The sequence below is a fragment of the Pseudomonas bohemica genome, from assembly GCF_002934685.1.
GTDB lineage: Bacteria > Pseudomonadota > Gammaproteobacteria > Pseudomonadales > Pseudomonadaceae > Aquipseudomonas > Aquipseudomonas bohemica.
Genome location: NZ_NKHL01000108.1, coordinates 67,595 through 93,383, shown reverse-complemented (window position 1 = coordinate 93,383; position 25,789 = coordinate 67,595). Strand labels below are relative to the sequence as shown.

Sequence of the window (25,789 nt, the reverse complement as noted above, 5' to 3'; positions counted from 1 at the left end):
CTACGGCGCGATGAAATGCGCCATCAGTCGCCGGCCTTCTTCAGCGCATGTTCCTTGCGGGCCTTGCAAGGTCTCGCATGCGCGGGCCAGTCGGATTAAACGAGACTCCGTGTGAGGCACCGATTCAACTCCTTGAACCGGCTGCCTCACTTACTCGCTTCAAATAACGCCATCGCCTCGACATGTGCTGTCTGCGGGAACATATCGAGAATTCCGGCACGTTTTAATCGGTAGCCCTGCCTGATCAATTCGACCGTGTCGCGCGCCAAAGTTGCCGGGTTGCACGACACATACACCAATCGTTCGGCGCCCAGTTTCCTGAGTTTGCCGACCACTTCGAACGCCCCGTCACGCGGAGGATCGAGCAGTACTGCGCGGAAACCTTCCGCCACCCATGACGCCTTGTCCAGCGGCTGTGACAGATCCGCCTGATAAAACTGCACATTATGCAAATCATTGCTCACCGCGTTGCCGGCGGCCCGTCGAACCATGGTCTCGACGCCCTCCACTGCCACCACCTCGCGCGTGATTTGCGCCAGCGGTAGAGCGAAGTTACCAAGCCCGCAGAACAAGTCCAGTACTCGTTCATCCGAACGGGGTGCAAGCCACGAAAGTGCCTGCGCGATCATCGCCGTGTTGACCTGGGCGTTGACCTGCACGAAGTCGCCGGGGCGATACGCCAATTCCAGATTCCAGGGATCCAGGTGATAGCCCAGCTGCGCAGAAGCGTCCGCTGGCTGCGGTTCACCCTCGCCATGCAACCAGAGTTGCGCGTCATGGGTTGCGCAGAAGGCCTCGAGGATGGCCAGATCCTCGTCAGCCAGCGGCGCGGTGTGGCGCAGCAGAACGGCATTGGCCGAACCGCTGAACAACTCCACATGCCCCAGCGCCTGCGGTTTGCTCAAGGTTCCGAGCATGGCCGGTAACGCGGTCATGATCGGTTGCAAAGCCTGTACCAGCACCGGGCATTGCTCGATGGCGATAATGTCTTGACTCGACGCTGCCCGAAAACCCACCTCCAGCCGTTTGCCTTTGGCATCCCAGCGAACGGCGATGCGTGCCCGTCGACGGTAGGCGTATTCGTCACCGGTCAGGGGCGCGGCCCACTCCTCGGGTTCTACACCGGCGATGCGGCTCAACTGCTCGGCCAGCATGCGCTGTTTCAGCGCAAGTTGCTCGTCGCGGGGCATCTGCTGCACGCTGCAACCACCGCAACGACCGAAATGCTTGCAGGGTGCCGGGCGGCGCAGGGGGCTGGCCTGAAATATTCGCTCGGTGCGTGCTTCAACCACCTTGCCGTGGGCGCCAAGCACCCGCGCTTCGACCTCTTCGCCCGCCAGACTGCCGGCGACGAACCAGGTGCGACCTTCCACAAAGCCGATTCCGCGACCGTCGTTGGCCAGTCGCTCGATGCTCAAACGTTGCTTTTTACCGGTCGGGACCTGCGTTGTCCGGGTGCCGCCGCTGGGCTGGAAACGCAGGCCTGTTTCACGTTTGGCCATCAGTTGGGCGCATCGTAGACGCCGGTCGACAGATAACGGTCGCCACGGTCACAAATGATCGCGACCATGACCGCATTCTCCACTTCCCGAGACAGGCGCAGCATGCCCGCCACGGCGCCACCCGAGGACACACCACAGAAGATGCCCTCTTCGCGTGCCAGACGACGCATGACGTCCTCGGCTTCGCTCTGGGCCATGTCCATGATGCGATCGACGCGGTCGGCCTGATAGATCTTCGGCAGGTATTCATGGGGCCAACGGCGGATACCCGGAATCGCCGAGCCATCCATGGGTTGCAGGCCGACGATCTGGATCTGCGGATTCTGTTCCTTGAGGTAACGCGAGGTGCCCATGATGGTGCCGGTGGTACCCATGGAGCTGATGAAATGGGTGATGGTACCGTCGGTCTGCCGCCAGATTTCCGGGCCGGTGCCGACGTAATGCGCTTCAGGATTGTCGCCGTTGGCGAACTGATCCAGCACCTTGCCACGTCCTTCGGCCTGCATGCGCTCGGCCAGATCGCGAGCGCCTTCCATGCCCTCCTCCTTGCTGACCAGGATCAGTTCGGCGCCATAAGCGGTCATGGCGGCCTTGCGCTCGGCACTGGAGTTGTCGGGCATGATCAGGATCATGCGATAGCCCTTGATCGCCGCGGCCATGGCCAGAGCGATGCCGGTGTTGCCGGAGGTCGCTTCGATCAGGGTGTCGCCCTGGTGGATCTGACCGCGCAACTCGGCCCGGGTGATCATCGACAGCGCCGGACGGTCCTTCACGGAACCGGCCGGGTTATTGCCTTCGAGCTTGAGCAGCAACGTGTTGCTGGTGTTCCCGGCCATGCGTTGCAAACGCACCAGCGGGGTGTTGCCGACGCAATCGGCGATGGTTTGATACTGCAGGGTCATGGCGTGTTCGCGATCCAGACATGCGGGGGTCGCCTATCATACCGGCAATCGTCCCAAGCCCATATCACGCAAAGTGAGTTCGATATGGCGAAAAGGAATAAGCGGGATCTACCGCTCTTTGAAATCAGTTGAATAATGTGTAGGCGCGCTTGCCGGCGAAGAGGTCTGCAAAATCGGTATGTCTGCAGCGTGTGCCCCAACGCCTTCGTGAGCAAGCTCACTCCTACAGGTATCGCGCCAGGCCTAAACGCTTCTGTAGGAGCGCGCTTGCTGGCGAAGAGGCCTGCAAAACCGGCAGGTCTGCAGAGTCTGTCCCAACGCCTTCGTGAGCAAGCTCACTCCTACAGGTATCGCGCCAGGCCCAAACGCTTCTAAAGGAGCGCGCTTGCCGGCGAAGAGGTCTGCAAAACCGGTATGTCTGCAGCGTGTGCCCCAACGCCTTCGTGAGCAAGCTCACTCCTACAGGTATCGCGCCAGGCCTAAACGCTTCTGTAGGAGCGCGCTTGCTGGCGAAGAGGTCTGCAAAACCGGTATGTCTGCAGCGTCTGCCCCAACGCCTTCTTGAGCAAGCTCACTCCTACCGGTATCGCGCCAGGCCGAAGAGGCGGAGTTGTATGCGAGGTTCTGCCGATCAGACCACCGCTTCCACCTCTCGCGCAGGCAATCGCATGATCATCCGCAGCCCGTGATGGGTGTTCTCGGCCCACATGTCGCCGCCCTGCAAGCGCAACGAATTGCGGGCGATGCTCAGGCCCAGGCCGAATCCGCCGTCACCGGGCCGGGCGCCGTCGAGGCGGATGAAGGGGGCGAAGATGCGTTCCAGGTCGCTGTCATCGACGCCACCGCCCTGATCCTCCAGCCACAGCAGCCAGTCCTCACCGTCGCGCCGCCCACCCAGGCGCAGGATGCCTTCGGGGGGTGAGTGACGAATCGCATTGCGCAAAATGTTTTCCAGCGCCTGCGCCAGCGTGTTCAGGTGGCCACGCACCCAGCACTCACTGTCCAGGTCGCAAACGAACTGCCGGGTTGGCCAGCAGCTTTCGAACGAGGCGTTGTCCACCAGCATGTCCCACAGCGCCAGCACCTGGATGTCTTCATCAGGCAACTTTTCCCGCTCGGCATCGAGCCAGGCCAGATGCAGCGTGTCGTCTACCAGCCGTCGCATGCCCTCCACTTCACGGCTCAAGCGCTCGCGCAGATCCGGCAGGCTCTGCTCGCTGTCGCAGGCCACCCGCAGCCGACTCAGGGGCGTACGCAGTTCGTGGGACAGATCGCGCAACAGTTGCTGCTGGATCTGCACAGTCGATTGCAAGCGCGCTGCCATATGGTCGAAGGCGCGATTGAGCTCGCCCAGCTCATCCTGGCGCGAGGTCATCTGCGATGAGAGCCGATTGGACAGACGATCGGCACGCCAGGCGTTGGCCTGCTCGCGCAACTGGTTGAGTGGACGAATGAGCAGCCGGTACAGCCCGATACAGAGCAGCAAGGTGAACAGCGCCGGTATCAGTACATTGGTCAGCATCTGCCAGATAAAGGCGTAGTGCCCCGGTTTGAAGCGCTCGGGCAGTTCGATGATCAGGCTGCCGGCCCTCGGTTGGTCAGGGAAAGGGATCTTCAGCCACGGCACGGTTTTCTGCCGCCGGCTCATGGGCCAGTCGACGCCGCGCATGAACGTCAGCCGCTGCACCTGCTGATCGTCCAGCGGCACGCTGCTCAGCGATTGCAGGTCGTTGCCAATGACGCCAACCCAGCCCTTCTCGTGACGGCGGACTTCCAGCAGCCAGGCATCGACCCCTTTCTGGCGTCCAACGCTCCAGGCCTGCTCGGCCTCGGCGGCGTAGCTGTTGAGCACATGCCGGGCGTCCGGCGACAGAAAGGCATTCTGCGTTTCGATGTACCGGCCCCAGTACCAACTGAGCCAGATCATCAGCAAACAGAAGCCCACCAGTAGAAAAGCCAGTTTCCAAAACAGCGAGTGCCTGCCCGGCAGACGGGAGCGTGGTTCACGCATGCAGATCAGACATCCACTTCCGCTGCCGTCAGCACATAGCCCTTGCCCCACACCGTGCGCACCTCATGCGCCTCATAGCCAATGGCCTTGAGTTTGCGGCGGATCTGGCTGATGTGCATGTCCAGGCTGCGATCATGCTGGGAATAGCCACGCTGCAACACGTGCTGATAAAGGAAGGGTTTGCTCAGGACATCTTCGGGGTTGCGCCAAAGGGTTTCCAGCAGCCGGTACTCGCTGCGGGTCAGTTGCGCGGCCTTGCGACCGAAGGTGACGTCGCAAACGGTCTCGTCGAAAGTCAGCTCGTCAACACTGGGAGCAATCGGCGTTTGCACAGTGGTATTGAACCGCCGCTCCAGTTCCACACGCCGCAGAATGGCCTCGATGCGCACCCGCAGCTCATCGACACTGAAGGGTTTGGGCAGGTAGTCATCGGCACCGTTGCGAAAACCGGTGATGCGATCAGCCTCGGCACCCAGCGCCGACATCAGAATGATGGGCATCGCATGCCGACGACGCAGGTGGGTGAGAATGTCCAGGCCATTCATGCCGGGCAGCAGGATGTCCATCAGCACCACGTCGAAGGGCTGTTGCTGCGCGCGTGCGAGACCTTCTGCGCCGTTCTGGCACCAGGTGACGTGAAAGCCGCAACGGTCCAGTTGGTCGTGGACGAACGCACCCAGCACGGGGTCATCCTCGATCGCAAGTATGCTTGGGCGATGAATGATTGCGGGATTCATTGGCGTCTGCGACCTATTCTCAAGACCGCGATTATTCAAGATTGCCGGACCTTAGGCAATGGCGGCGGATCTGAGAACAATGTGGGAGCGTTCGCTGATCGCCCATTTAGCCGGGATTACCCTTGCGCAAGTGGCTACACTGCGCAGATTACCCAAGGGCTGTCCCACGAAGAGCAAGGCAACCATGGCGCAGGTCTTGCTGCATTTACGTTGCAAACCCGCGTGCGTGACCGAGATTGCCGGAGAACAAAGTGTGCTGAACAAACTGGGCATCAAAGGCCGCGTATTGCTGCTGACACTACTGCCGACCTGCCTGATGGCGGGGTTGCTGGGCGGCTACTTCACCTGGATGCAGCTCTCGGAACTGCAGACCCAACTGCTCAAGCGTGGCGAGATGATCGCCAACGAGCTGGCGCCGTTATCCGCCGCGGCGCTGGCCAATCGCGACGAGGCCATGCTGGAGCGCATCGCCGGCCAGGTGCTGGAACAGGCCGACGTGCGTGCGGTGTCGTTTCTCGACGCCGACCGCATCCTGCTGGCTCATGCCGGCCCGACCATGATCAATCAGACGCCGATTGGTAACAGCACGCACATGTTGCAGCGCTCCGATAACGATGCAACGCGCTACCTGATGCCGGTGTTTGGCCGCAACCGGCACCTGACCGGCGAGGTCATCCCCGATGAAGCCGACCGCCTGCTGGGCTGGGTCGAACTGGAACTGTCCCACAGCGGCACATTGCTGCGCGGTTATCGTAGCCTGTTCGTCAGCCTGCTGCTGATCATCGCCGGGTTGGGCCTGACCGCGATGCTGGCGTTGCGCATGAGCCGCACCATCAACGGGCCGATCGCCCAGATCAAACACGTGGTCGCGCAGTTGAAAGACGGCAATCTGGAGGCGCGACTGCCGCCGATGGGCAGCAACGATCTGGACGAACTGGGTTCGGGTATCAACCGCATGGCCGCGACCCTGCAGAACGCTCAGGAAGAGCTGCAGCACAGCATCGAGCAGGCGACCGAAGACGTACGACAGAACCTGGAAACCATCGAGATCCAGAACATCGAGCTGGACATGGCGCGCAAGGAGGCTCTGGAGGCCAGCCGCATCAAGTCCGAATTCCTGGCCAACATGAGCCACGAAATTCGCACGCCGCTCAACGGCATTCTCGGCTTCACCCATTTGCTGCAAAAAAGCGAACTGACACCCCGGCAGTACGACTATCTGGGCACCATCGAAAAGTCTGCCGACAACCTGCTGAGCATTATCAACGAGATCCTCGACTTCTCGAAGATCGAAGCCGGCAAACTGGTGCTCGACGCCATTCCGTTCAATCTGCGCGACCTGCTGCAGGACACCCTGACCATCCTCGCCCCCGCCGCCCACGCCAAGCAGTTGGAGTTGGTGAGTCTGGTGTATCGGGACACGCCGTTGTCGCTGCTGGGCGATCCGCTACGGCTCAAGCAGATCCTGACCAACCTGGTGAGCAACGCCATCAAGTTCACTCGGGAAGGCACAATCGTCGCCCGGGCCATGCTCGAAGACGAACAGGACGACAAGGTTCAGTTGCGCATCAGCGTGCAGGACACCGGCATCGGCCTGTCGAGTCAGGATGTGCGCGCGCTGTTCCAGGCGTTCAGTCAGGCGGACAACTCGCTGTCGCGGCATTCAGGCGGTACGGGTCTGGGACTGGTGATTTCCAAGCGCCTGATCGAACAAATGGGCGGCGAGATCGGCGTGGAAAGTACGCCCGGTGAAGGTTCGGAATTCTGGATCAGCCTGACCCTGCCGAAAACCCGCGACGATCTGGAAGACCTGCCTGCGCCGCCGTTGATGGGCCGTCGTGCGGCGGTGCTGGAGCATCACGACCTGACGCGTCAGGCGCTGGAACACCAGCTGGAAGACTGCGGCTTGCAGCCGATGGTCTTCAATAATCTGGAAAACCTCATCAATGGCGTGACCGTGGTGCATCAAACGCCCCATGCCATCGAGATGGCGGTACTTGGGGTGACGGCCCACGAACTGCCTCCCGAGCGTCTGCGTCAGCAGATCTGGGATCTGGAAAACCTGGGCTGCAAGGTGCTGGTGCTGTGTCCGACCACCGAGCAGGCCCTGTATCAGGCGTCAGTGCCGGATCCCTATTGTCAGCTCCAGGCCAAGCCTGCGTGTACGCGCAAACTGCGCCGCGCGCTGTCGGAGCTGATCAACCCCAAGCAGTTGCGCAACGAAGTGCCCGAGCCCGTGTCCAGCCGCCCGCCACGCATTCTGTGTGTGGACGACAACCCCGCCAACCTGTTGCTGGTGCAGACATTGCTCGAAGACATGGGCGCCAAGGTGCTGGCCGTGGACAGCGGTTATGCGGCAGTTCAAGCGGTGCAGGACGAGACGTTCGACCTGGTGCTGATGGACGTGCAGATGCCGGGAATGGACGGGCGTCAGGCTACCGAGGCGATTCGCAGCTGGGAAACCGAGCGTCAGGCCACGTCGCTGCCGATCGTCGCCCTCACCGCTCACGCCATGGCCAACGAAAAACGTGCGCTGTTGCAAAGCGGTATGGATGACTACCTGACCAAGCCGATCAGCGAACGGCAGTTGGCCCAGGTGGTGCTGAAATGGACCGGCCTTGCGTTGCGCAATCAGGCGCCGGAGCGGCACCACGAAATCAGCCACGGCGGCGTCAATCTGCAAGTGCTGGATCATGAAGAAGGCTTGCGCCTGGCCGCGGGCAAGGCCGATCTGGCGGCCGATATGCTGGCCATGCTGCTGGCCTCGCTGGACACCGACCGCGAAGCCATCCGCACCGCCCGCGAGACCGGCGACCATGTGGCGTTGATCGAGCGCGTCCACCGCCTGCACGGGGCGACCCGCTACTGCGGCGTACCGCAACTGCGCGCCGCCTGCCAGCGCAGCGAAACCCTGCTCAAACAGGATTCCCCGGAAAGCGACAAGGCGCTGGATGACCTTGAGAAGGCGATTGCCCGGCTGGAGATCGAGGCGCGGGTGAGTGCGTAACGTCCAAGGGCTCCGGCCACCACAAAACGTGTAAGGAGCGCGCTTGCCCGCGATTCAACGGTGGGCCCGACACAGTTACATTGGATACACCGGCTTTTTCGCGGGCATGCGTGCGCCTACGGTGGTCATGTTTGCGGCGTGAGATCTATATAAAGGAACAACCATGCGCACCCTCCTCTACAGCAGCCAGAACTACGACCGCGACAGCTTTCTCGCAGCCCAAGCCACGCCGGACATCGAGCTGCATTTCCAGCCCGCGCGGTTGACGCTCGACACCGTGAAGCTGGCCGACGGCTACCCCGTGGTCTGCGCTTTCATCAACGACGACCTCAGCGCGCCGGTCCTCGAACGCCTGGCCGCAGGCGGCACCCAGCTGATCGCCCTGCGCTCCGCCGGTTTCAACCACGTTGACCTGCCGGCCGCAAAACGCCTGGGCATCAGTGTGGTTCGAGTCCCCGCCTACTCCCCTCATGCAGTGGCCGAGCACGCGGTGGCGCTGATCCTCTTACTCAATCGCCATCTGCATCGCGCCTATAATCGTACCCGCGACGGCGATTTCACCTTGCATGGCCTGACCGGTTTCGATCTGGTGGGCAAGACCGTCGGGGTAGTCGGCACCGGACAGATTGGCGCTACGTTCGCGCGGATCATGGCTGGCTTCGGTTGCAAGCTGCTCGCGTACGACCCCTATCCCAACCCGCAGGTGGAAGCCCTCGGCGCCCGCTATCTGCCGCTGGATCAATTGCTGTCCGAAGCGCAGATCATCAGCCTGCACTGCCCGCTCAACGAGCACACCCGGCACCTGATCGACCAGGATTCGCTGTCACGCATGCAACGCGGCGCGATGCTGATCAACACCGGACGCGGTGCGCTGGTCGACACCCCGGCGCTGATCGAGGCGCTGAAAAGCGGCCAGTTGGGTTATCTGGGGCTGGATGTGTATGAAGAAGAAGCGCAACTGTTCTTCGAAGACCGCTCGGACCTGCCGCTGCAGGATGACGTCCTGGCGCGGTTGCTGACCTTTCCGAATGTGGTGATCACTGCGCATCAGGCTTTCCTGACCAAAGAGGCGCTGGGAGCGATTGCTCAGACGACGCTGGAGAACATCGCGAGTTGGGCGGCGGGCACACCGCACAACACCGTATGACCATCTGTAAGCCTTGCTCGCGATAGCGTGCAATCAGGCAGATTTTCGGTGCCTGACACAACTCGATCGCGGGCAAGCGCGCTCCTGCAACGGGAAGCGTTCTGCGCCCACCGGCATCGGGAATCCATCCTCTAAAGTGTTAGCATGCGCGCAAATTTGGAGACCCCCATGGCCGAACACGATTTTCGCTACAGCATGCTCACCCCGCACCACACCCTGATCGAATGCCGCAGCCTGGCAGTCGGTCGCTATCAAGTGACCGGCAACGGCGGCTCGATCAAGCACGACGACGTCCTGCTCGTCACCGTCAAAGGCAGCAAAGACCTGTACATGCGCCTGAATGTGGAAAAGGTGCGACACCTGATCAACCCGCCCGGCCAATGGGTCGCGGTAGCCAATGGTCCGGCGTTCACCGAGCTTGCGATTCACCAGTGGAAGGTCAATTGCAACGGCTGTGGCAAGGAACAGGACATCGAGTTCATGGTGGACGCCAAGGAGGGCAAGAAAGCCCTCAAGCCTGCCGCCACCGCGCGCATTGCCGAGCTTGGCTGGAAGACCGTCGGTGACAACCATCTGTGCCCGGCCTGTGCCAAGAATGCCGCATGAAAGCGCTGTTGCTGACGCTGTTCGCCGTCACGCTGCTGGCAGGTTGTGCGACCGATACCGAGGCGCTCAAGCGCGATCATGGCTACGTGCTGGAATGGATCGGTGAGCGTCCGCTGATCGACAACAGCCACCTGACCATGACCCTGGGCAAGGACGGCCGCGCCTATGGCAACGCGGGTTGCAATCACTGGTTCGCGGCGTATCGGCTGGAGGGTGACGCGTTGAGCTTCGGCCCGGTGGGCAGCACCCGCAAACTTTGCGCGCCGGCGCTGATGGAACAGGAGCACCGGTTCCTTGGAGCCCTGGGCAAGGTTCAGCACTGGGATGTGTCCGAGGTCGAGCAGTTGCAGTTGTGGCGGGCAGATGGATTGCCGCTGAGGTTCTGGCTGGAGGAAGGTTGAGTTCGTAGGAACACGCTTGCCCGCGATTGCGGTGTATCAGATGACGAACAGGTCACGAACAGATTGCGGTCGCGGGCAAGCGCGCTTCTGCAAAAGAGGACCGAGAATCATCCTTTGCCCTTCAACTCCGCCAGTTTCTGCGCCACACCGGCCGCGGTCTGCTCGCCCATCAACTGTTCGCGCACCTTGCCTTTGTCATCGATGATGTACGTCACCGGCAAGGCCTCGCTCTTGGGCAAATCGTATTGATCGGCTGGATCCTGGGCCAGCACGGTGAACTTGATCCCCAGCGCGTTGCTGGCGGCTTTCAGGTCTTCACCCTGCAAATTGTCGAAGTTGACCCCGAATACGCTGACTTTCTGCCCGTTCATCTGCCCGTTCATCTGCTCGGACAATTTGTTCAGCTCCGGGATTTCCGTACGGCACGGGCCGCACCATTCGGCCCAGTAGTTGACCACCAGCCAATGATTGTCGATCCGGTCGCTGGCGATCTTCTGACCGTTCTGATCAGTCCCCAGATCGACCCCGCAGCCGCTGAGCAACACACTCCCGATAAGCGCTACCGCTGCTGCCAGATGCCTTGCCATGATGCTTGTTCCTTTCATTGAAAACGCGATGCGGACCTTAGTTTGGTCTTTATCGAGACGCCTGTAGAATACCCGCCACTTCACGAAAGATGCGACCCGCAAATGACCGATCTGACGCTTTATCACAACCCGCGCTGCTCCAAGTCACGTGGCGCGCTGGAATTGCTCGAGGAACGCGGCCTGACCCCGACCATCGTTCGCTATCTGGAAACCCCGCCGAATGCCGCCCAGCTGCGCGACCTGCTCGGCAAGCTCGGCATCGGCGCACGTCAACTGCTGCGCACGGGCGAAGACGAATACAAGACCCTGCACCTTGCCGACGACAGCCTGGACGATGAGGCGCTGATCGCCGCCATGGCCGCGCACCCGAAACTGATCGAACGCCCGATCCTGATCGTGGGCGACAAGGCCGTGATCGGTCGGCCGCCTGAGAAGATTCTGGAGATACTGCCTTGAGCGCGCCGTACATTCTGGTTCTGTACTACAGCCGTAACGGCTCGACCGGCGAAATGGCCCGGCAGATCGCGCGCGGCATCGAGATGGGCGGCATGGAAGCGCGCCTGCGCACGGTGCCGGCGATTTCCACCGAATGCGAAGCCGTGGCACCGAGCATTCCGCAAACCGGCGCCCTGTACGCGACTCTCGATGACCTGAAGAATTGTGCGGGGCTGGCACTGGGCAGTCCGACGCGCTTTGGCAACATGGCGGCGCCGCTCAAGTATTTCCTCGACGGCACCAGCAACCTGTGGTTGACCGGTGCGCTGGTCGGCAAGCCTGCCAGCGTGTTCACCTCCACCGCCAGCCTGCATGGCGGACAGGAAACCACGTTGATGTCGATGCTGCTGCCACTGCTGCACCACGGCATGCTGGTCACCGGCCTGCCCTACAGCGAAGCGGCGCTGATCGAGACCACCGGCGGCGGCACGCCTTATGGCGCCAGTCACCACGCCGGCGCCGATGGCAAGCGCCCGCTGGATCAACATGAGACCACTCTGTGCCGCGCGCTGGGCCAGCGCCTGGCGAAAACGGCCCTGCTGCTTGAACCTGCGCGGGTCTGAGAAGCCCAAGGGATGGGGCAGGCCTGCTTGCCGGTGCACCCGGTATCGGATCAGGCATCTGTCCCAGTCACGAAGGTCGCGTCGCCAGTCAGGGCAGGCCCGCAGATCTCGCAGCGCATATGAATTTTCTTGGAGAGGGCATGCAAGACTACAAATGGCTCAATGAATACTGCCTCAATCGCTTTGGTTCCGCCGCCGCGCTCGAAGCGCATCTGCCGACTCCCGCCACGCCGAAAAAACTCAGGGCCCTTAGCGATGATCGCTACCTGTCGACCATGGCCCTGCGAGTGTTTCGTGCGGGTCTGAAGCACAGCCTGGTGGATGCCAAATGGCCGGCTTTCGAGCAGGTGTTCTTTGGTTTCGATCCGGAAAAGGTCGTGCTGATGGGTGCCGATCATCTTGAGCGGCTGATGCAGGACGCGCGGATCATTCGCCATCTCGGCAAGCTCAAGAGTGTGCCGCGCAATGCACAGTTGATTCTCGACATCGCTCAGGAGCACGGCAGCTTCGGCAACTTCATCGCCGATTGGCCGGTGACCGATATCGTCGGTCTGTGGCGTTACCTGTTCAAACACGGCAACCAGATGGGAGGGCTGTCGGCCCCGCGTTTCCTGCGCATGGTGGGTAAGGACACGTTCATCCCGAGCTACGACGTCGTGGCCGCGCTCAACGCTCAGAACATCGTCGACAAAGTGCCCAGCAGCCAGCGCGATCAGGCGGCGGTGCAGGCGGCGTTCAACCAATGGCACGCCCAAAGCGGCCGCCCGATGTGCCAGCTGTCGATGATGCTGTCGTTCACGGTCAACCACTGATCTTTTTTCTCACGCCAGCACGGCACATCAGGTGTAACGAATCGGAGGTCGTATACAATATCCGGCATTCGTCCACTGCCTGAGTCGCTCGCGTGCCTTTCCTTCTTCCTGACGCTCCCAACCTCGGTGTCGCGCCCTCTGCGTCCGAGGTCATCGCCAAACATCTGCGCGAGTCGATCATTTCCGGCCAGTTCGCCGAAGACGAGCCGATCCGTCAGGACGACATCGCCCGCGTCTTCAATGTCAGCAAGATTCCGGTCAGGGAAGCGCTGAAAAGGCTCGAAGCCGAAGGCCTGGTGCAGTTCCAGCGCAACAAGGGCGCGGTGGTGACGCGGATTTCCGAGCCGGAACTGGCGCAGATCTTCGAGGTGCGGGTGCTGCTGGAGGTTCAGGCGATTCGTCTGGCCGTGCCAAGGCTGACCCAGGCACAGATCGATCAGGCCAGCGCCATCTGCGACGAGTTCGTTGGCGATGACGATATCGGGCGATGGGCCGAACTGAACTGGGCCTTCCATACCTGCCTCTATGAAGCGGCCCAACGGCCGTTTCTGCTGAACATGATTCGCTCGATCCACGACAAGGTCGAACGTTACCTGCGGGTGCAGATGAGCTTCGAAGAGGGCAAGGAAAGGGCCGACCAGGAACACCGAGAAATCCTCAAGGCCTGTGCCGATCGTGACGTGGACAAAGCCGCCGAACTGATCGAACACCACATCATCGGTGTCTGCCGCGCGCTCTATGCCCACCTGCCCAATGCGGCCATCAGCGAAATCTGATCCTCTGCGACTGTGCCGATTTCGTCATTACCCTGGATGAAATCGGTCAAGACTGCGCCCTGGATTCCCGCCAATCTGAACCCGGTTCTTATCGCGACGCAACCGACATGAATCCAGCGCCCGGCCCATCAGCTGAGGGCGTGAGCTTGCTCACGAAGGCTGAGTTTCAGGCGCTGAAATTGTTGTGAATTTACCGCCCCCTAGTGAGCAAGCTCACTCCCACAGGGTCCGGCGTCAGCCGGTTGAACTGGGCAATCTTCTACAACTTGGGATAAACACATGAAGCGCATCCAGATCCTCGATTCCCACACCGGCGGCGAACCTACGCGGCTGGTACTCGACGGGTTTCCCGACCTCGGCAACGGCAGCATGGCAGAGCGTCGCCGGTTGCTGGCCGATGAATTCGATGACTGGCGTGCAGCGACGGTGCTGGAGCCCCGTGGCAGCGACGTGCTGGTGGGCGCACTGCTGTGTAAACCTGTCGACCCCGGGGCCTGCGCCGGGGTGATCTTTTTCAACAACACCGGCTATCTGGGCATGTGCGGCCACGGCACTATCGGCCTTGTGGTGTCACTGGCGCATCTGGGCAAGATCGGCCCCGGCGTGCATCGCATCGAAACGCCAGTGGGCACGGTCCAGGCGACGCTGCACGACGACCGTTCGGTGAGCGTCGACAACGTGCCGTCCTATCGCTACCGCAAGAACTTCATCGTCGATGTGCCCGGCCTCGGCAATGTGACCGGCGACATCGCTTGGGGCGGCAACTGGTTTTTCCTGGTTGCCGATCACGGCCTGAGCGTCACCGGCGACAACCTCGATGCCCTCACCGATTACACCTGGAAGGTACGTCAGGCGCTGGAGAGCCAAGGGGTTCGCGGCGAGGACGGCGGCATCATCGACCACATCGAGCTGTTCGCCGACGACGATCAGGCCGACAGCCGCAACTTCGTGCTGTGTCCCGGCAAAGCCTACGACCGGTCCCCGTGCGGCACCGGCACCAGCGCCAAACTGGCGTGTCTGGCGGCCGACGGCAAACTCGAGCCCGGCGCGATCTGGAATCAGGCCAGCGTCATCGGCAGCCAGTTCGAAGGCAGTTTTCAATGGCAGCACGGCGAGCGTCGGATGGGCGACCGCATCGTGCCCACCATCCGCGGCCGCGCCTATATCAGTGCCGAAGCCACCTTGTTGCTGGACGACGAAGATCCGTTCGCCTGGGGCATCCGTTCGTGATCCAGGGTCATGCCGCGGATGTGATCATCATCGGCGGCGGGATTATCGGCGCGGCCTGCGCGAATGAACTGACCAGCCACGGCCTGGATGTACTGGTGCTTGATTGCCAGCGCCCAGCCGCCACCGCTGCGGGCATGGGCCATCTGGTGGTGCTGGACCACAGCCCGGCCGAGCTGGCGCTGGGTGAATACTCGGTACGGTTATGGCGCGAACTGGCGCCGCAGATGCCTGACAACTGCGCGATGCGCAATAACGGCACGCTTTGGCTGGCTTGCAACGAAGAAGAAATGGCCGAGGCCGAGCGCAAGCATTCGGCATTGAGCGCGTTCGGGCTTGGCTGCGAACTGATGACCGGCGAAGCGCTGGCACATGGCGAACCCTCACTGCGTCCCGGTCTGTTCGGCGCCCTGAAAGTCAGCGGCGACGGCATCCTCTATGCACCCAATGCGGCGCGCTGGCTGTTGCAGCGCCAGCCCGAGCGCGTGCATCAGCAGCAGGCGCAGGTCGTCGAAGTCCAGGGCAATCGGGTGCTTCTGGCCAGTGGCCAATGGTTGAAGGCCACGGCCGTGGTACTCGCCAGCGGCATCTACGCGGGCGAGTTGTGCGCCGATCTGCCGCTGCAAGCCAAGAAGGGCCACTTGCTGATCACCGACCGCTACCCGGCGCAGATCAGCCATACGCTGGTCGAGCTGGGTTATGTCACCAGCGCCCACAAAGGCAATGGCCCATCGGTGGCGTTCAACGTGCAGCAACGTCCGACCGGGCAATTGTTCGTCGGCTCGTCCCGGCAGTTCGACAATCATGACCCGGCCGTCGACGCGGCCATGCTGGGGCGGATGCTGCGTCGGGCGATGGAGTTCCTGCCCGGTCTGGGCGGCCTGAACGGCATTCGCAGCTGGACCGGCTTTCGCTCTGCAAGTCCAGACGGCCAGCCGCTGATTGGCGAGCACCCGACCCAACCCGGTTTGTGGCTGGCGGTTGGTCATGAGGGTTTGGGCGTGACCACGGCCACCGGCACCGCGAAGCTGCTCGCCGCTCAACTGTTGCGCAACCCGCCGCCCACCGCGTTGCAAGCGCACCTTAACGCCTATCTGCCACAACGTTTTATCGGAGCCTGCGCCCATGCCTGAATTGAGCATCGACGGTCAGCCCTTTCGCTTCGCCCAAGGCACCACTGTCGCCGCAGCGTTGATGTCCAGCGGCGACCGTTGTAGCCGCACCTCGGTCAGCGGCCAACGTCGGGCACCGTTATGCGGCATGGGGATTTGCCAGGAATGCCGGGTGAACATCGACGGCCTGCGCCGACTGGCCTGCCAGACGATCTGCCGCGAGGGCATGCAGGTGCAGACGCGGTCATGACGCAACATGTCGATCTATTGATCATCGGCGCAGGCCCTGCCGGAATGGCGGCAGCGCTGGCCGCGGCGCCCAGCGCAATTAGCATCGCAATCATTGACGACAACCCACTGCCGGGCGGCCAAATCTGGCGCGACGGTCCGCAGGCTCGGCTGTCTGCGTCCGCCCGTCAGATGCGCGCTCGGCTTCAACGCCACGGCAATATTCAGTTGCACAGCGCGAGCAAGGTGGTCGCCTTCGCCGGGACCAAACGCCTGCTGCTGGAAAACGCTGAAGAGGGTTGGGTCCTGGCGTACGACAAACTCATCGTTTGCACGGGTGCGCGGGAGCTGCTGCTGCCCTTCCCCGGCTGGTCCTTGCCCGGCGTCACCGGCGCGGGCGCGTTGCAGGCGTTGATCAAAGGTGGCTTGCCGGTGGCGGGGGAACGCATCGTGATCGCGGGCAGCGGACCTTTGTTGCTGGCGGCAGCGGCCACTGCGAAGAAGAACGGCGCTGAGGTCGTGCGCATCGCCGAACAGGCGTCATTGGGTGACGTTGCCAGGTTCGGCGCGGGACTGTGGCGTTGGCCGAACAAGATGATTCAAGCGCTTGATTTAGCCAGCGGCGTGTATCGCACGTCGGCTCATGTGCTGGCGGCATCGGGCGTGGATCGGCTGGAAGCGGTGCGTGTACAACTGGGTGATCGCGTCCATGAAATTGCTTGCGATCGTCTCGCCTGTGGGTTCGGTCTGGTGCCGAATGTGGAGATCGCCACGGCCCTGGGTTGCCGCATCGAGCATCGGGCGATCTTCGTTGATCAATGGCAAGCCAGCAGCGTTGCCGATCATTACGCAGCAGGCGAATGCAGCGGTTTTGGTGGCAGCGAACTGGCGCTGGTCGAGGGCCGAATCGCCGGGCTGGCGGCGCTCGGGCAGCGGGCTCAGGCCCGGAAACTGTGGCCTGAACGTAAACATTGGCAAAACTTTGCAGACCGCCTGAATCGCGCCTTCGCCCTCAATCCTGCACTGAAAAAGCTGGCGAAACCGGATACCCTGGTCTGCCGTTGCGAGGACGTGCCCTACGCTGAGCTCGCGAATCACAGCAGCTGGACCGCCGCCAAACTTAACACCCGCTGCGGGATGGGCGCGTGTCAGGGACGCATCTGCGCAACTGCCGGGCAAACGCTGCTCGGCTGGGAACCGCCTCAACTGCGCCCACCGTTCAGTCCTGCGCGAATCGCGACGCTGGCGTGTCTGGATGAAGATGTCGCATGATCGGCGCAGTCCTTCAGCCTGGCCGTCCCGCTCGTGAACATGATCGACCTGATCCCCGCCGCGCCCCTGCACAACCTCGATCAACTGCTCGGCAGCCTTGAGCTGGTGGCGCCCTTGCTGGATGCCATTCCCGGCGTGGTGTTTTTCGTCAAGGATGCCCAGGCGCGTTATGCGCTGGTTAATCAGACACTGGTGCAGCGCTGCGGCTTCAAGGACAAGCATCAGTTGGTGGGGCGTACCGCCGAGGATGTCTTTCCGGCGCGCTTCGGCCCCTTGTACACCGCGCAGGATCGCCGGGTGCTGGCCGATGGCAGACAGCTGAGCGATCAACTGGAGCTGCACCTTTATTACGGCAACCAGCCGATCTGGTGCCTGACTCACAAGATCGCCCTGCGCGACTGCCACGGCGCGATCATCGGCCTGGCGGGCATCTCGCGGGACCTGCAAATCCTGCAATCGCATCCGGCCTATCAGAAGCTGGCCGAGGTCGATGCCTACATCCGCGAACACTTTTCCCGCCCTATCACGCTGCAAGAATTGACAGCCATTGCCGGGCTGTCCATCGCTCAGCTGGAGCGCCACTGCAAACGCATTTTCCAGCTGACGCCCCGCCAGATGATTCACAAGGCGCGGCTCGGTGAAGCGTCACGGCTGCTGCGGGAGAATCTGTCGATCACCGAAGTGGCGCTCAGGTGCGGGTACACCGACCACAGCGCGTTCAGTCGGCAGTTTCGGGCGCTGACCGGGGTGTCGCCGAGCGCGTATCGGGAGTCGCAGGGGGCAGACGTGCATCTATGAAGCACGTCCTGCGTTTTTGCTCCTTTATGTAACACCATCGCCCTACTCAGAATTCCCCCTGACTCCCACAACCTGCGATCCAACGTCCTCAAGCCAGCGTGGCAAAACAGGCACGCCACGTGCATAGAAAATATCGTATACGAAATTACTTATCCGACCGTTCCATTACTTGCATCCACCGAGGCTTCTATGAAAAAGCATGCTGTTGCAGTAGCCCTCCTCGCCGTAATGAGCTCATCGATCATCAACGTGGCCTTTGCCGACAAGCTCGACGACATCATCGACTCCGGCAAACTGCGCTGCGCTGTCACCCTGGATTTCCCGCCAATGGGTTCCCGGGACGACAAGAACAACCCGGTCGGATTTGACGTCGATTACTGCAATGACCTGGCGAAGGTGCTGGGTGTGACCGCCGAGGTGGTCGAAACGCCGTTTCCCGACCGTATCCCGGCGCTGGTGTCCGGGCGTGCCGATGTAATCGTGGCCTCGACCTCCGACACGCTGGAACGCGCCAAGACCGTGGGCATGACCATTCCCTACTTCGCCTTTCAGATGGTGGTGCTGACTCGCGACAACACCAATATCAGCAAATATGAAGACCTCAAGGGCAAGAACGTCGGCAACACCAGCGGCACCTATGAAGCCATCGCGCTGGAGAAAGACCAGAAAGCCTGGGGCACCGGCAGCTTCCGCGCCTACCAGACGCAGAACGACACCATCCTCGCCGTCGCCCAGGGCCATATCGATGCCACCGTGGTGACCAACACCGTGGCGGCCGCGACCCTGAAGTCTGGCAAATACAAGGGCCTGAAAGTCGCTGGCAACGCACCGTACGTTATCGATTACGTGTCACTGGCGGCGAAACGCAACGAGTACGGCCTGATCCATTATCTGAATCTGTTCGTCAACCAACAGGTGCGCACCGGTCGTTATGACGAACTGTGGAAGAAGTGGGTGGGTGATGACATCAAGCCCGCCAACCTGACCGTGCCCGGGGTTTATTACTGATCGAGGTAGGACCACAGTTCTGATCGTTGCCATGCTCGGCGTGGAATGCATCCCGCGACGCTCCGCGCTCGAAACGATCAAACGTAGTTGCGCCTGACACATTACCTGCAGGAACGCGCTTGCCCGCGATTGCGTTGGGTCAGATACACAACCAGCGCCTGATACACAGTAATCACGGGCAAGGGCGTTTCCTACACGGGTTCGATGTTCGGCATAACAACGGCTCATGCCGAAATTCCGAGGTTCTCAATCCTGGAGCCCACGATGTCTGAAGTTTCGTTGAACGGGCGCTGTCTGGTCGCGGGCAGCGCGCAGGGGGAGTTGTTGTACGCCGATATCGGCCTCAGTTTCTGGGGCGGGGTCGAGCCGTTCACAGGTGAGGTGATCGATCGGCATCACCCTCTCAGCGGCCAGATCATCACCGGCAAAGTGCTGGCAATTCCCAGCGGCCGCGGCTCGTGCACCGGCAGCAGCGTGCTGCTGGAGCTGATCCTCAACGGCCATGCGCCGGCGGCTCTGGTGTTCGAGCGGGTCGAGGACATCCTCACCCTGGGCGTGCTGGTCGCCGAGCAGATGTTCGGGCATTCGCTTCCAGTCATCAGCCTCGGTGAAGCGGGTTTCGCTGCCCTGCGCGAGGTGAAATTCCTGCGCGTCGAAAACCATCACGTCACAGCGTTCGACAGCGCGCCACCCGCCCTCCCCACTGCGCACGCACCCCGTCATTCCAACAGCGTCAGCCACGCCATCAGCCTGACCGAAATGGATCAGAGCGTTCTCGACGGCGCCTATGGCAGGGCCGCACAAGTGGCAATGGGCATCATCCTGCGCATGGCCGAACTGCAAGGCGCGACAGAGCTACTGGACATCACCCAGGCGCACATCGATGGCTGCATCTATACCGGCCCTGCCAGTCTGCGCTTCGCCCGGCAACTGGTGGACTGGGACGCCAAGGTCCGCGTGCCGACCACCCTCAATTCGATCTCGGTGGACAAGCGCCGCTGGCGTGAACTGGGTGTCGACCCCGCGTTGGGAGAGCCTTCCAGCCAGTTGGGCGATGCCTACCTGGACATGGGCGCGCGGGTCAGCTTCACCTGCGCGCCGTATCTGCTCGACAGCGCGCCGGAGCTAGGCGAACAGATCGTCTGGGCCGAATCCAACGCAGTGGTCTACGCCAATAGTGTGATCGGCGCGCGCACCCTGAAATACCCCGATTACCTGGACATCTGCATCGCCCTGACCGGCCGGGCGCCGAAAATCGGTTGCCACCTGACCCAACAGCGCCTGGCGACCTTGCGTATCGACATGCCGGACCTGGGACCGCTGGACGACAGTTTCTATCCCCTGCTCGGTTACCACATCGGCCTGCTCTGCGGCGCCGATATCCCCGTGGTCTGCGGCCTGGAACACAAAGCGCCGACCCTGGATGACCTAAAGGCCTTCGGCGCCGCATTCGCCACGACTTCCGCCGCGCCGATGTTCCATATCGTCGGTGTGACACCCGAAGCCACGACTGCCGAAACGGCCCTTGGCGGATACCCGCCAGGCAAAGCTTTGAACATTAGCGCCCTGGACCTGCTGCACAGCTGGCGTGAACTGAACAGCGCGCAAAGCCCTGAAGTCGATGCGGTGACCCTGGGCAATCCGCACTTTTCCCTGAGCGAATGCGCCACCCTCGCCCGTCTCTGTCAGGGCCGGCGCAAACGCGACAACCTGGCGATCGTCATCACCTGCGGTCGCGCCACGCTGGAGCGCGCGCAACAGGCAGGCCACATCGCCATCCTGGAGGATTTCGGTGTGCTGTTCGTCACCGACACCTGCTGGTGCATGCTCGGCGAGCCGGTGATCCCGCCGACCGCGCGCAATCTGATGACCAACTCTGGCAAATACGCGCATTACGCGCCCGGTCTGGTGGGTCGTTGCGTGCATTTCGCCAGCCTTGCCGAATGCGTTGAAAGCGCCTGCACGGGTCTGGCCACCGGGCGTCTGCCGATTTGGTTGCAGGCGGCGGAACGAGCGGAGGCGCTGCCCCATGTTTGATTACAGCTTCCACTGGCGAGCCGCGTTCAAGGCACTACCGGACATGCTCGACGGCGCCATCGTTACCTTCGAAACCGCCGCCCTGTCGATGATCCTCGGGGTGATCATCGCGCTGTTCCTGGTGTTCATGCGCCAAGGCAAGAACCGCCTGTTCCGAGGCTTCGCGGCGACCTGGATTTCCATCGCACGTAACACGCCTTCGCTGTTTCAGGTGTACATCCTTTATTTCGGGCTGGGATCGTTCGGGCTGCACGTGAGTTCTTGGGCAGCGTTGCTGGCAGGGATCACCATCAACAACGCGGGTTATCTGGCGGAAAATTTTCGTGGCGGCCTCAAGGCGGTGCCGGACACCCAACTGCGAGCCGCCCGCTCGCTGGGCATGAGCGCGCCCCAGGCCTACCGGCTGATCGTCATTCCACAGCTGTTGCGTATCGTCTTCTACCCGCTGACCAACCAGATGGTCTGGGCAGTGCTGATGACCTCCATGGGCGTAATCGTCGGCCTGAACAACGACCTGACCGGCGTGACCCAGGACTACAACGTCAAGACCTTCCGCACCTTCGAATTCTTCGCCATTGCGGCGGTGCTCTATTACCTGATAGCCAAACTCATCGTGGCCGTGGCGCGGCTGCTGTCCTGGCGCCTGTTCCGGTATTGAGGAATCACTATGTTCGATAGCAGTTTCAGCTGGAACGACATGCAATTCATGCTTCAGGGGGCGTGGGTGACGATCCTGCTGACGATCATCTCGATGATCATTGGCACCCTGGCCGGAGTGGTCTGCGGCATGGCCCGCGCCCTGTTGCCGCGCAGCACCGTGCCGCTGGCGTGGGTACTGGATGTGTTTCGCAGCGTGCCGTTGCTGATCCAGTTCGTGCTGTTCAACGCGCTGAAAAGCATCGCCGGGTTGAACTGGAGTGCCTTCGTCGTGGCGTGCGTGGTATTGGGGCTATACGTCACGGCGTACTGCACCGAGATCGTTCGCAGCGGCGTGTTGTCGGTGCCGCTGAGTTTGCGCCGCGCCAGTCGCTCGCTGGGCTTGAGCTACTGGCAGGACCTGCGTCAGATCGTCATGCCAATGGCCACCCGCGTGGCGTTTCCGGGCTGGGTCAACCTGCTGCTGTCGGTGATGAAAGACACGGCGCTGGTGATGTGGATCGGCATCGTCGAACTGCTGCGCGCCTCGCAGACCATCGTTACCCGTATCCAGGAGCCGCTGCTGGTGCTGTGCATCGCAGGGCTCATTTACTACGTCATGAGTCTGGTGATCGCCCGTCTGGGTGCCCGACTGGAAACAAGGTGGCAGGAAAATGATTGAGATCGACAACGTACACAAATCATTCGGCGCGCTTGAAGTCATCAAGGGCGTGAGCCTGCAGGTGCAAAAAGGCGAGGTAGTGTCGATCATCGGCGGCTCCGGATCGGGCAAATCGACGCTGCTGATGTGCATCAACGGCCTGGAATCTATCAAGAGCGGCAGCATCCGCGTGGACGGCACCGAGGTTCACGCCAAGAGCACTGACATCAACAAATTGCGGCAGAAGATCGGCATCGTCTTTCAGCAGTGGAACGCCTTCCCGCACCTGACCGTGCTGGAGAACGTGATGCTCGCCCCGCGCACCGTGCTCGGTAAAAGCAAGGCCGAAGCCGAAGCGCTGGCGGTCAAGCAACTGACGCACGTGGGTCTGGGCGACAAGCTCAAGGTGTTCCCCGGCAAGCTGTCGGGGGGTCAGCAACAGCGCATGGCGATTGCCCGAGCGTTGGCGATGTCGCCAGACTACATGCTGTTCGATGAGGCGACCTCGGCACTCGATCCGCAACTGGTGGGCGAGGTGCTGGACACCATGCGCATGTTGGCCGAAGACGGCATGACCATGATTCTGGTGACCCATGAAATCCGTTTTGCCCGAGATGTGTCCGACCGCGTGGCGTTTTTCCGCAATGGCCTGGTGCACGAGATCGGCACGCCGGATCAGGTCATCGGCCATCCGCAACGTCCCGAGACGGCGGATTTTTTGCGGTCGATCAATTGAAGGCATGCGGACATCCGTAGCAGCACGGCTTGCCGGCGGTGAGGTCGGCAAGACTGCTACCGAGTTCGGGTTGTATGGAGGTCAAAGCTGTGGGAATGAGCCTGCTGACGAAGGCTGAGTGTAGGCACCAGAGATGTTGTGAATGTACTGGCCCCTTCGTGAGCACGCTCGCTCCCACGGATTCCGCGCCATTGGATAAATCCGGGATTGCTCATAGGCATTGAGGATGACCGGCAAACAAACCGTATTCGACAGGAGAGGCTTACGTCATGCGCTCATCGAAAGTGATACATGTAGTCAGTTGTCATGCCGAGGGTGAAGTCGGTGATGTGATCGTCGGCGGGGTTGCGCCACCGCCGGGCGATACGATCTGGGAGCAGTCGCGCTGGATCGAGAAGGACAACGTACTGCGCAATTTCATGCTCAACGAGCCGCGCGGCGGGGTATTCCGTCATGTCAATCTGCTGGTGCCACCCAAGCACCCCAAGGCGCAAATGGGCTGGATCATCATGGAACCGGCGGACGTGCCGCCGATGTCCGGCTCCAACTCGCTGTGCGTGGCGACGGTGCTGCTCGACAGCGGAATTCTACCGATGACCGAGCCAGAGACCCGTCTGGTGCTGGAAGCGCCGGGCGGTTTGATCGAAGCCATCGCGCAGTGCCGTGACGGCAAGGTGCAGAGCGTCGAGGTGCATAACCATCCTTCGTTCGCCGATCAACTGGACGTGTGGATCGAGGTGCCGGGGCTGGGCTCGATTCAGGTCGACACCGCGTATGGCGGTGACAGTTTCACCATCGTCGATTCGGTGAAGCTGGGTTTCTCGCTGACCGCCGATGAGGCGAAGGATCTGGTAGAGACCGGCCTGAAAATCACCAAGGCCGCCAACGAACAGCTGGGTTTCAATCATCCGACCAACAAGGACTGGAACCACATTTCGTTCTGCCAGATCGCCGCGCCGGTGAACTACGACGGCGGCGTGGCCAATGCCGCCAACGCGGTGGTGATCCGCCCCGGCAAAATCGATCGCTCGCCTTGCGGCACCGGTTGCTCGGCGCGTCTGGCGGTGCTGCACGCCAAGGGCGTATTGAAGGTCGGTGACCGGTTTATTGGTCGCTCGATCATCGGCTCGGAGTTTCACTGCAAGATCCAGAGCGAGACCGAGATTGCCGGGCGCAAGGCAATCGTGCCGAGCCTCTCAGGCCGGGCGTGGATCACCGGGACCCATCAACACCTGCTCGACCCCGCAGATCCGTGGCCGGAGGGTTACAAGTTGACCGATACCTGGCCGGTTGGGTTGAAGCTGTGATCTGAATGCGGATTCCTCCAGGAGCGCGCTTGCCCGCGATGGAATTTGGCTCTGAGATTCCATTGACTGGCACACCGCAATCGCCGGCAAGCGCGCTGCCACGGCAATCGAAGAAGTCCTGAAAGAACTGTTGAACGCAAAATGACCGGGCGCTATGCGTCCAATCCATAACGTATACGAAATACCTTTCATCCAAAGGAGTACCCCATGAGCAATTCCGTATCCTGGAGCGGCGTTTTCCCCGCTGTTACCACTCAATTCAACGAAGACTTCTCCGTCAACCTGGAAGCTACGCACAAGGTTATTTCCAACCTGGTGCGTGATGGCGTGTCGGGGCTGGTGATCTGCGGCACCGTGGGTGAGAACACCTCACTGAGCGTGTCGGAGAAGATCAGCCTGGTGGAAGCCGCCAAGGATGCGTCCGCCGGGCGCGTGCCGGTGATTTCAGGGATAGCCGAATTCACCAGCGCCAATGCTAGCGCCGTGGCCAAGGACGTGCAGAAGGCCGGGGCCGACGGGATCATGCTGATGCCGGCGCTGGTGTATTCGTCCAAACCCTTCGAGACCGCCGCGCATTTCCGGGCCGTGGCAGCGGCCACCGACTTGCCGATGATGGTTTACAACAACCCGCCGATCTACAGGAACGACGTCACCCCGGACATCCTGATTTCCCTGGCCGACTGCGACAACATCGTCTGCTTCAAGGATTCGTCGGGGAACACCAACCGTTTCATCGATGTGCGCAATGAAGTCGGCGACCGCTTCGTGCTGTTTGCCGGGCTGGACGATGTGCTGGTGGAAAGCGTGGCGGTGGGCGCGGTGGGCTGGGTGTCGGGTATGTCGAACGCCTTTCCGAAAGAGGGCGAAACCCTGTTCCGCCTGGCCAAGGCAGGACGCTTCGCCGAGGCGATGGCGCTTTATGAGTGGTTCATGCCGTTGCTGCATCTGGACGCGCGTCCGGATCTGGTGCAGTGCATCAAGCTGTGCGAAGCGATCATGCAACGCGGCAGCGCCCTCACTCGCCCACCGCGCCTGGCCCTGCCGGACAGTGATCGCGAATATGTGGAAGGGTTGATGAAAACGGCCCTGGCGAACAAGCCGGTTTTGCCGGATGTGGGGTTGTAACCCGATATTTGGACGACGCCTAAACACCGTGGGAGTGAAGTTGCTCAGGAATGCGATCTGTTCGATAGGCATGTCTATCTGACAAACCGCCTTCGT

The 25,789-nt window shown here is 61.6% G+C and carries 25 protein-coding genes; 20 read left to right on the top strand and 5 right to left on the bottom strand.

Annotation, left to right across the window (positions count from 1 at the left end; all coding sequences use genetic code 11):
* Nucleotides 1–146 precede the first annotated feature (146 nt).
* From rlmD to CE491_RS14445, 4 genes are all read right to left on the bottom strand, one after another.
* Nucleotides 147–1,502, bottom strand: a complete 1,356-nt coding sequence (rlmD, locus tag CE491_RS14460) for a 23S rRNA (uracil(1939)-C(5))-methyltransferase RlmD (RefSeq protein ID WP_110949003.1) — start codon at nt 1,500–1,502, stop codon at nt 147–149.
* Complete coding sequence (gene cysM, locus CE491_RS14455) at nt 1,502–2,404, bottom strand: cysteine synthase CysM (RefSeq protein WP_110949002.1); 903 nt, start codon at nt 2,402–2,404, stop codon at nt 1,502–1,504. Before cysM ends, rlmD begins: the two co-directional genes overlap by 1 nt.
* Nucleotides 2,405–3,035: 631 nt before the next feature.
* A complete protein-coding gene (locus CE491_RS14450; protein ID WP_110949001.1) occupies nt 3,036–4,415 on the bottom strand; it encodes a histidine kinase sensor domain-containing protein in 1,380 nt (459 codons plus the stop codon).
* Between the two features lie 5 nt (nt 4,416–4,420).
* A complete protein-coding gene (locus CE491_RS14445; protein ID WP_110949000.1) occupies nt 4,421–5,152 on the bottom strand; it encodes a response regulator transcription factor in 732 nt (243 codons plus the stop codon).
* Nucleotides 5,153–5,405: 253 nt separating this feature from the next.
* Here CE491_RS14445 and CE491_RS14440 point away from each other — a divergent pair, with 253 nt between their 5' ends.
* From CE491_RS14440 to CE491_RS14425, 4 genes are all read left to right on the top strand, one after another.
* A complete protein-coding gene (locus CE491_RS14440; protein WP_110949058.1) occupies nt 5,406–8,159 on the top strand; it encodes a response regulator in 2,754 nt (917 codons plus the stop codon).
* A gap of 163 nt (nt 8,160–8,322) precedes the next feature.
* On the top strand, nt 8,323–9,306 hold the full coding sequence (locus tag CE491_RS14435; protein WP_110948999.1) for a 2-hydroxyacid dehydrogenase: 984 nt from the start codon (nt 8,323–8,325) through the stop codon (nt 9,304–9,306).
* 168 nt (nt 9,307–9,474) lie between these two features.
* On the top strand, nt 9,475–9,912 hold the full coding sequence (locus CE491_RS14430) for a hypothetical protein (RefSeq protein WP_110948998.1): 438 nt from the start codon (nt 9,475–9,477) through the stop codon (nt 9,910–9,912).
* Nucleotides 9,909–10,313: an META domain-containing protein gene (locus tag CE491_RS14425; RefSeq protein WP_110948997.1), complete on the top strand. Its 405-nt coding sequence runs from the start codon at nt 9,909–9,911 to the stop codon at nt 10,311–10,313. The genes CE491_RS14430 and CE491_RS14425 overlap by 4 nt, the downstream gene beginning before the upstream one ends.
* A 107-nt stretch (nt 10,314–10,420) precedes the next feature.
* On the opposite strand, the gene CE491_RS14420 is transcribed toward CE491_RS14425, so the two are convergent.
* Nucleotides 10,421–10,900, bottom strand: coding sequence for a TlpA family protein disulfide reductase (locus tag CE491_RS14420; RefSeq protein ID WP_110948996.1), 480 nt, complete (start codon nt 10,898–10,900; stop codon nt 10,421–10,423).
* Between the two features lie 102 nt (nt 10,901–11,002).
* Here CE491_RS14420 and arsC point away from each other — a divergent pair, with 102 nt between their 5' ends.
* From arsC to CE491_RS14340, 16 genes are all read left to right on the top strand, one after another.
* Nucleotides 11,003–11,356, top strand: a complete 354-nt coding sequence (arsC, locus tag CE491_RS14415) for an arsenate reductase (glutaredoxin) (protein WP_110948995.1) — start codon at nt 11,003–11,005, stop codon at nt 11,354–11,356.
* On the top strand, nt 11,353–11,958 hold the full coding sequence (gene wrbA, locus CE491_RS14410; protein ID WP_110948994.1) for an NAD(P)H:quinone oxidoreductase: 606 nt from the start codon (nt 11,353–11,355) through the stop codon (nt 11,956–11,958). Before arsC ends, wrbA begins: the two co-directional genes overlap by 4 nt.
* A 140-nt stretch (nt 11,959–12,098) precedes the next feature.
* The gene (locus tag CE491_RS14405; protein ID WP_110948993.1) at nt 12,099–12,770 is read left to right on the top strand and encodes a DNA-3-methyladenine glycosylase I; all 672 of its coding nucleotides are present in this window, start codon (nt 12,099–12,101) and stop codon (nt 12,768–12,770) included.
* 92 nt (nt 12,771–12,862) lie between these two features.
* Nucleotides 12,863–13,546 (top strand): GntR family transcriptional regulator, encoded by a 684-nt coding sequence (locus CE491_RS14400; RefSeq protein WP_110948992.1) that lies wholly within the window; start codon nt 12,863–12,865, stop codon nt 13,544–13,546.
* Nucleotides 13,547–13,825: 279 nt separating this feature from the next.
* A complete protein-coding gene (locus CE491_RS14395) occupies nt 13,826–14,776 on the top strand; it encodes a 4-hydroxyproline epimerase (RefSeq protein WP_110948991.1) in 951 nt (316 codons plus the stop codon).
* Entirely contained in the window at nt 14,773–15,906 is a 1,134-nt protein-coding gene (locus tag CE491_RS14390; RefSeq protein ID WP_110948990.1) for an NAD(P)/FAD-dependent oxidoreductase, read from the top strand. The genes CE491_RS14395 and CE491_RS14390 overlap by 4 nt, the downstream gene beginning before the upstream one ends.
* Nucleotides 15,899–16,135, top strand: coding sequence for a (2Fe-2S)-binding protein (locus CE491_RS14385; RefSeq protein ID WP_110948989.1), 237 nt, complete (start codon nt 15,899–15,901; stop codon nt 16,133–16,135). The genes CE491_RS14390 and CE491_RS14385 overlap by 8 nt, the downstream gene beginning before the upstream one ends.
* Nucleotides 16,132–17,385: an NAD(P)/FAD-dependent oxidoreductase gene (locus tag CE491_RS14380; protein ID WP_110948988.1), complete on the top strand. Its 1,254-nt coding sequence runs from the start codon at nt 16,132–16,134 to the stop codon at nt 17,383–17,385. Before CE491_RS14385 ends, CE491_RS14380 begins: the two co-directional genes overlap by 4 nt.
* Before the next feature lie 39 nt (nt 17,386–17,424).
* Nucleotides 17,425–18,183, top strand: a complete 759-nt coding sequence (locus CE491_RS14375) for an AraC family transcriptional regulator (RefSeq protein ID WP_110949057.1) — start codon at nt 17,425–17,427, stop codon at nt 18,181–18,183.
* Between the two features lie 189 nt (nt 18,184–18,372).
* A complete protein-coding gene (locus tag CE491_RS14370) occupies nt 18,373–19,191 on the top strand; it encodes an ABC transporter substrate-binding protein (protein ID WP_110948987.1) in 819 nt (272 codons plus the stop codon).
* A gap of 264 nt (nt 19,192–19,455) precedes the next feature.
* Nucleotides 19,456–21,228, top strand: coding sequence for a cis-3-hydroxy-L-proline dehydratase (lhpI, locus tag CE491_RS14365; protein WP_110948986.1), 1,773 nt, complete (start codon nt 19,456–19,458; stop codon nt 21,226–21,228).
* A complete protein-coding gene (locus CE491_RS14360; protein WP_110948985.1) occupies nt 21,221–21,886 on the top strand; it encodes an amino acid ABC transporter permease in 666 nt (221 codons plus the stop codon). The genes lhpI and CE491_RS14360 overlap by 8 nt, the downstream gene beginning before the upstream one ends.
* 9 nt (nt 21,887–21,895) lie before the next feature.
* Entirely contained in the window at nt 21,896–22,546 is a 651-nt protein-coding gene (locus tag CE491_RS14355) for an amino acid ABC transporter permease (RefSeq protein ID WP_110948984.1), read from the top strand.
* Nucleotides 22,539–23,261, top strand: a complete 723-nt coding sequence (locus CE491_RS14350) for an amino acid ABC transporter ATP-binding protein (RefSeq protein WP_110948983.1) — start codon at nt 22,539–22,541, stop codon at nt 23,259–23,261. Before CE491_RS14355 ends, CE491_RS14350 begins: the two co-directional genes overlap by 8 nt.
* 269 nt (nt 23,262–23,530) lie before the next feature.
* The gene (locus CE491_RS14345; RefSeq protein WP_110948982.1) at nt 23,531–24,568 is read left to right on the top strand and encodes a trans-3-hydroxy-L-proline dehydratase; all 1,038 of its coding nucleotides are present in this window, start codon (nt 23,531–23,533) and stop codon (nt 24,566–24,568) included.
* Between the two features lie 207 nt (nt 24,569–24,775).
* The gene (locus tag CE491_RS14340; protein WP_110948981.1) at nt 24,776–25,693 is read left to right on the top strand and encodes a dihydrodipicolinate synthase family protein; all 918 of its coding nucleotides are present in this window, start codon (nt 24,776–24,778) and stop codon (nt 25,691–25,693) included.
* Nucleotides 25,694–25,789: the final 96 nt, after the last annotated feature.

Bases quoted from the DNA above. Each gene is read 5' to 3' on its own strand.
- CE491_RS14395 (WP_110948991.1), top strand. From the start codon at position 13,826: ATGAAGCGCATCCAGATCCTCGATTCCCACACCGGCGGCGAACCTACG.
- CE491_RS14375 (WP_110949057.1), top strand. From the start codon at position 17,425: ATGATCGACCTGATCCCCGCCGCGCCCCTGCACAACCTCGATCAACTG.
- CE491_RS14340 (WP_110948981.1), top strand. From the start codon at position 24,776: ATGAGCAATTCCGTATCCTGGAGCGGCGTTTTCCCCGCTGTTACCACT.
- CE491_RS14370 (WP_110948987.1), top strand. From the start codon at position 18,373: ATGAAAAAGCATGCTGTTGCAGTAGCCCTCCTCGCCGTAATGAGCTCA.
- CE491_RS14445 (WP_110949000.1), bottom strand. From the start codon at position 5,152: ATGAATCCCGCAATCATTCATCGCCCAAGCATACTTGCGATCGAGGAT.
- CE491_RS14355 (WP_110948984.1), top strand. From the start codon at position 21,896: ATGTTCGATAGCAGTTTCAGCTGGAACGACATGCAATTCATGCTTCAG.
- CE491_RS14380 (WP_110948988.1), top strand. From the start codon at position 16,132: ATGACGCAACATGTCGATCTATTGATCATCGGCGCAGGCCCTGCCGGA.
- CE491_RS14385 (WP_110948989.1), top strand. From the start codon at position 15,899: ATGCCTGAATTGAGCATCGACGGTCAGCCCTTTCGCTTCGCCCAAGGC.
- arsC (WP_110948995.1), top strand. From the start codon at position 11,003: ATGACCGATCTGACGCTTTATCACAACCCGCGCTGCTCCAAGTCACGT.
- CE491_RS14360 (WP_110948985.1), top strand. From the start codon at position 21,221: ATGTTTGATTACAGCTTCCACTGGCGAGCCGCGTTCAAGGCACTACCG.
- lhpI (WP_110948986.1), top strand. From the start codon at position 19,456: ATGTCTGAAGTTTCGTTGAACGGGCGCTGTCTGGTCGCGGGCAGCGCG.
- CE491_RS14420 (WP_110948996.1), bottom strand. From the start codon at position 10,900: ATGGCAAGGCATCTGGCAGCAGCGGTAGCGCTTATCGGGAGTGTGTTG.
- CE491_RS14350 (WP_110948983.1), top strand. From the start codon at position 22,539: ATGATTGAGATCGACAACGTACACAAATCATTCGGCGCGCTTGAAGTC.
- CE491_RS14450 (WP_110949001.1), bottom strand. From the start codon at position 4,415: ATGCGTGAACCACGCTCCCGTCTGCCGGGCAGGCACTCGCTGTTTTGG.
- CE491_RS14435 (WP_110948999.1), top strand. From the start codon at position 8,323: ATGCGCACCCTCCTCTACAGCAGCCAGAACTACGACCGCGACAGCTTT.
- CE491_RS14425 (WP_110948997.1), top strand. From the start codon at position 9,909: ATGAAAGCGCTGTTGCTGACGCTGTTCGCCGTCACGCTGCTGGCAGGT.
- cysM (WP_110949002.1), bottom strand. From the start codon at position 2,404: ATGACCCTGCAGTATCAAACCATCGCCGATTGCGTCGGCAACACCCCG.
- CE491_RS14345 (WP_110948982.1), top strand. From the start codon at position 23,531: ATGCGCTCATCGAAAGTGATACATGTAGTCAGTTGTCATGCCGAGGGT.
- CE491_RS14405 (WP_110948993.1), top strand. From the start codon at position 12,099: ATGCAAGACTACAAATGGCTCAATGAATACTGCCTCAATCGCTTTGGT.
- rlmD (WP_110949003.1), bottom strand. From the start codon at position 1,502: ATGGCCAAACGTGAAACAGGCCTGCGTTTCCAGCCCAGCGGCGGCACC.
- CE491_RS14430 (WP_110948998.1), top strand. From the start codon at position 9,475: ATGGCCGAACACGATTTTCGCTACAGCATGCTCACCCCGCACCACACC.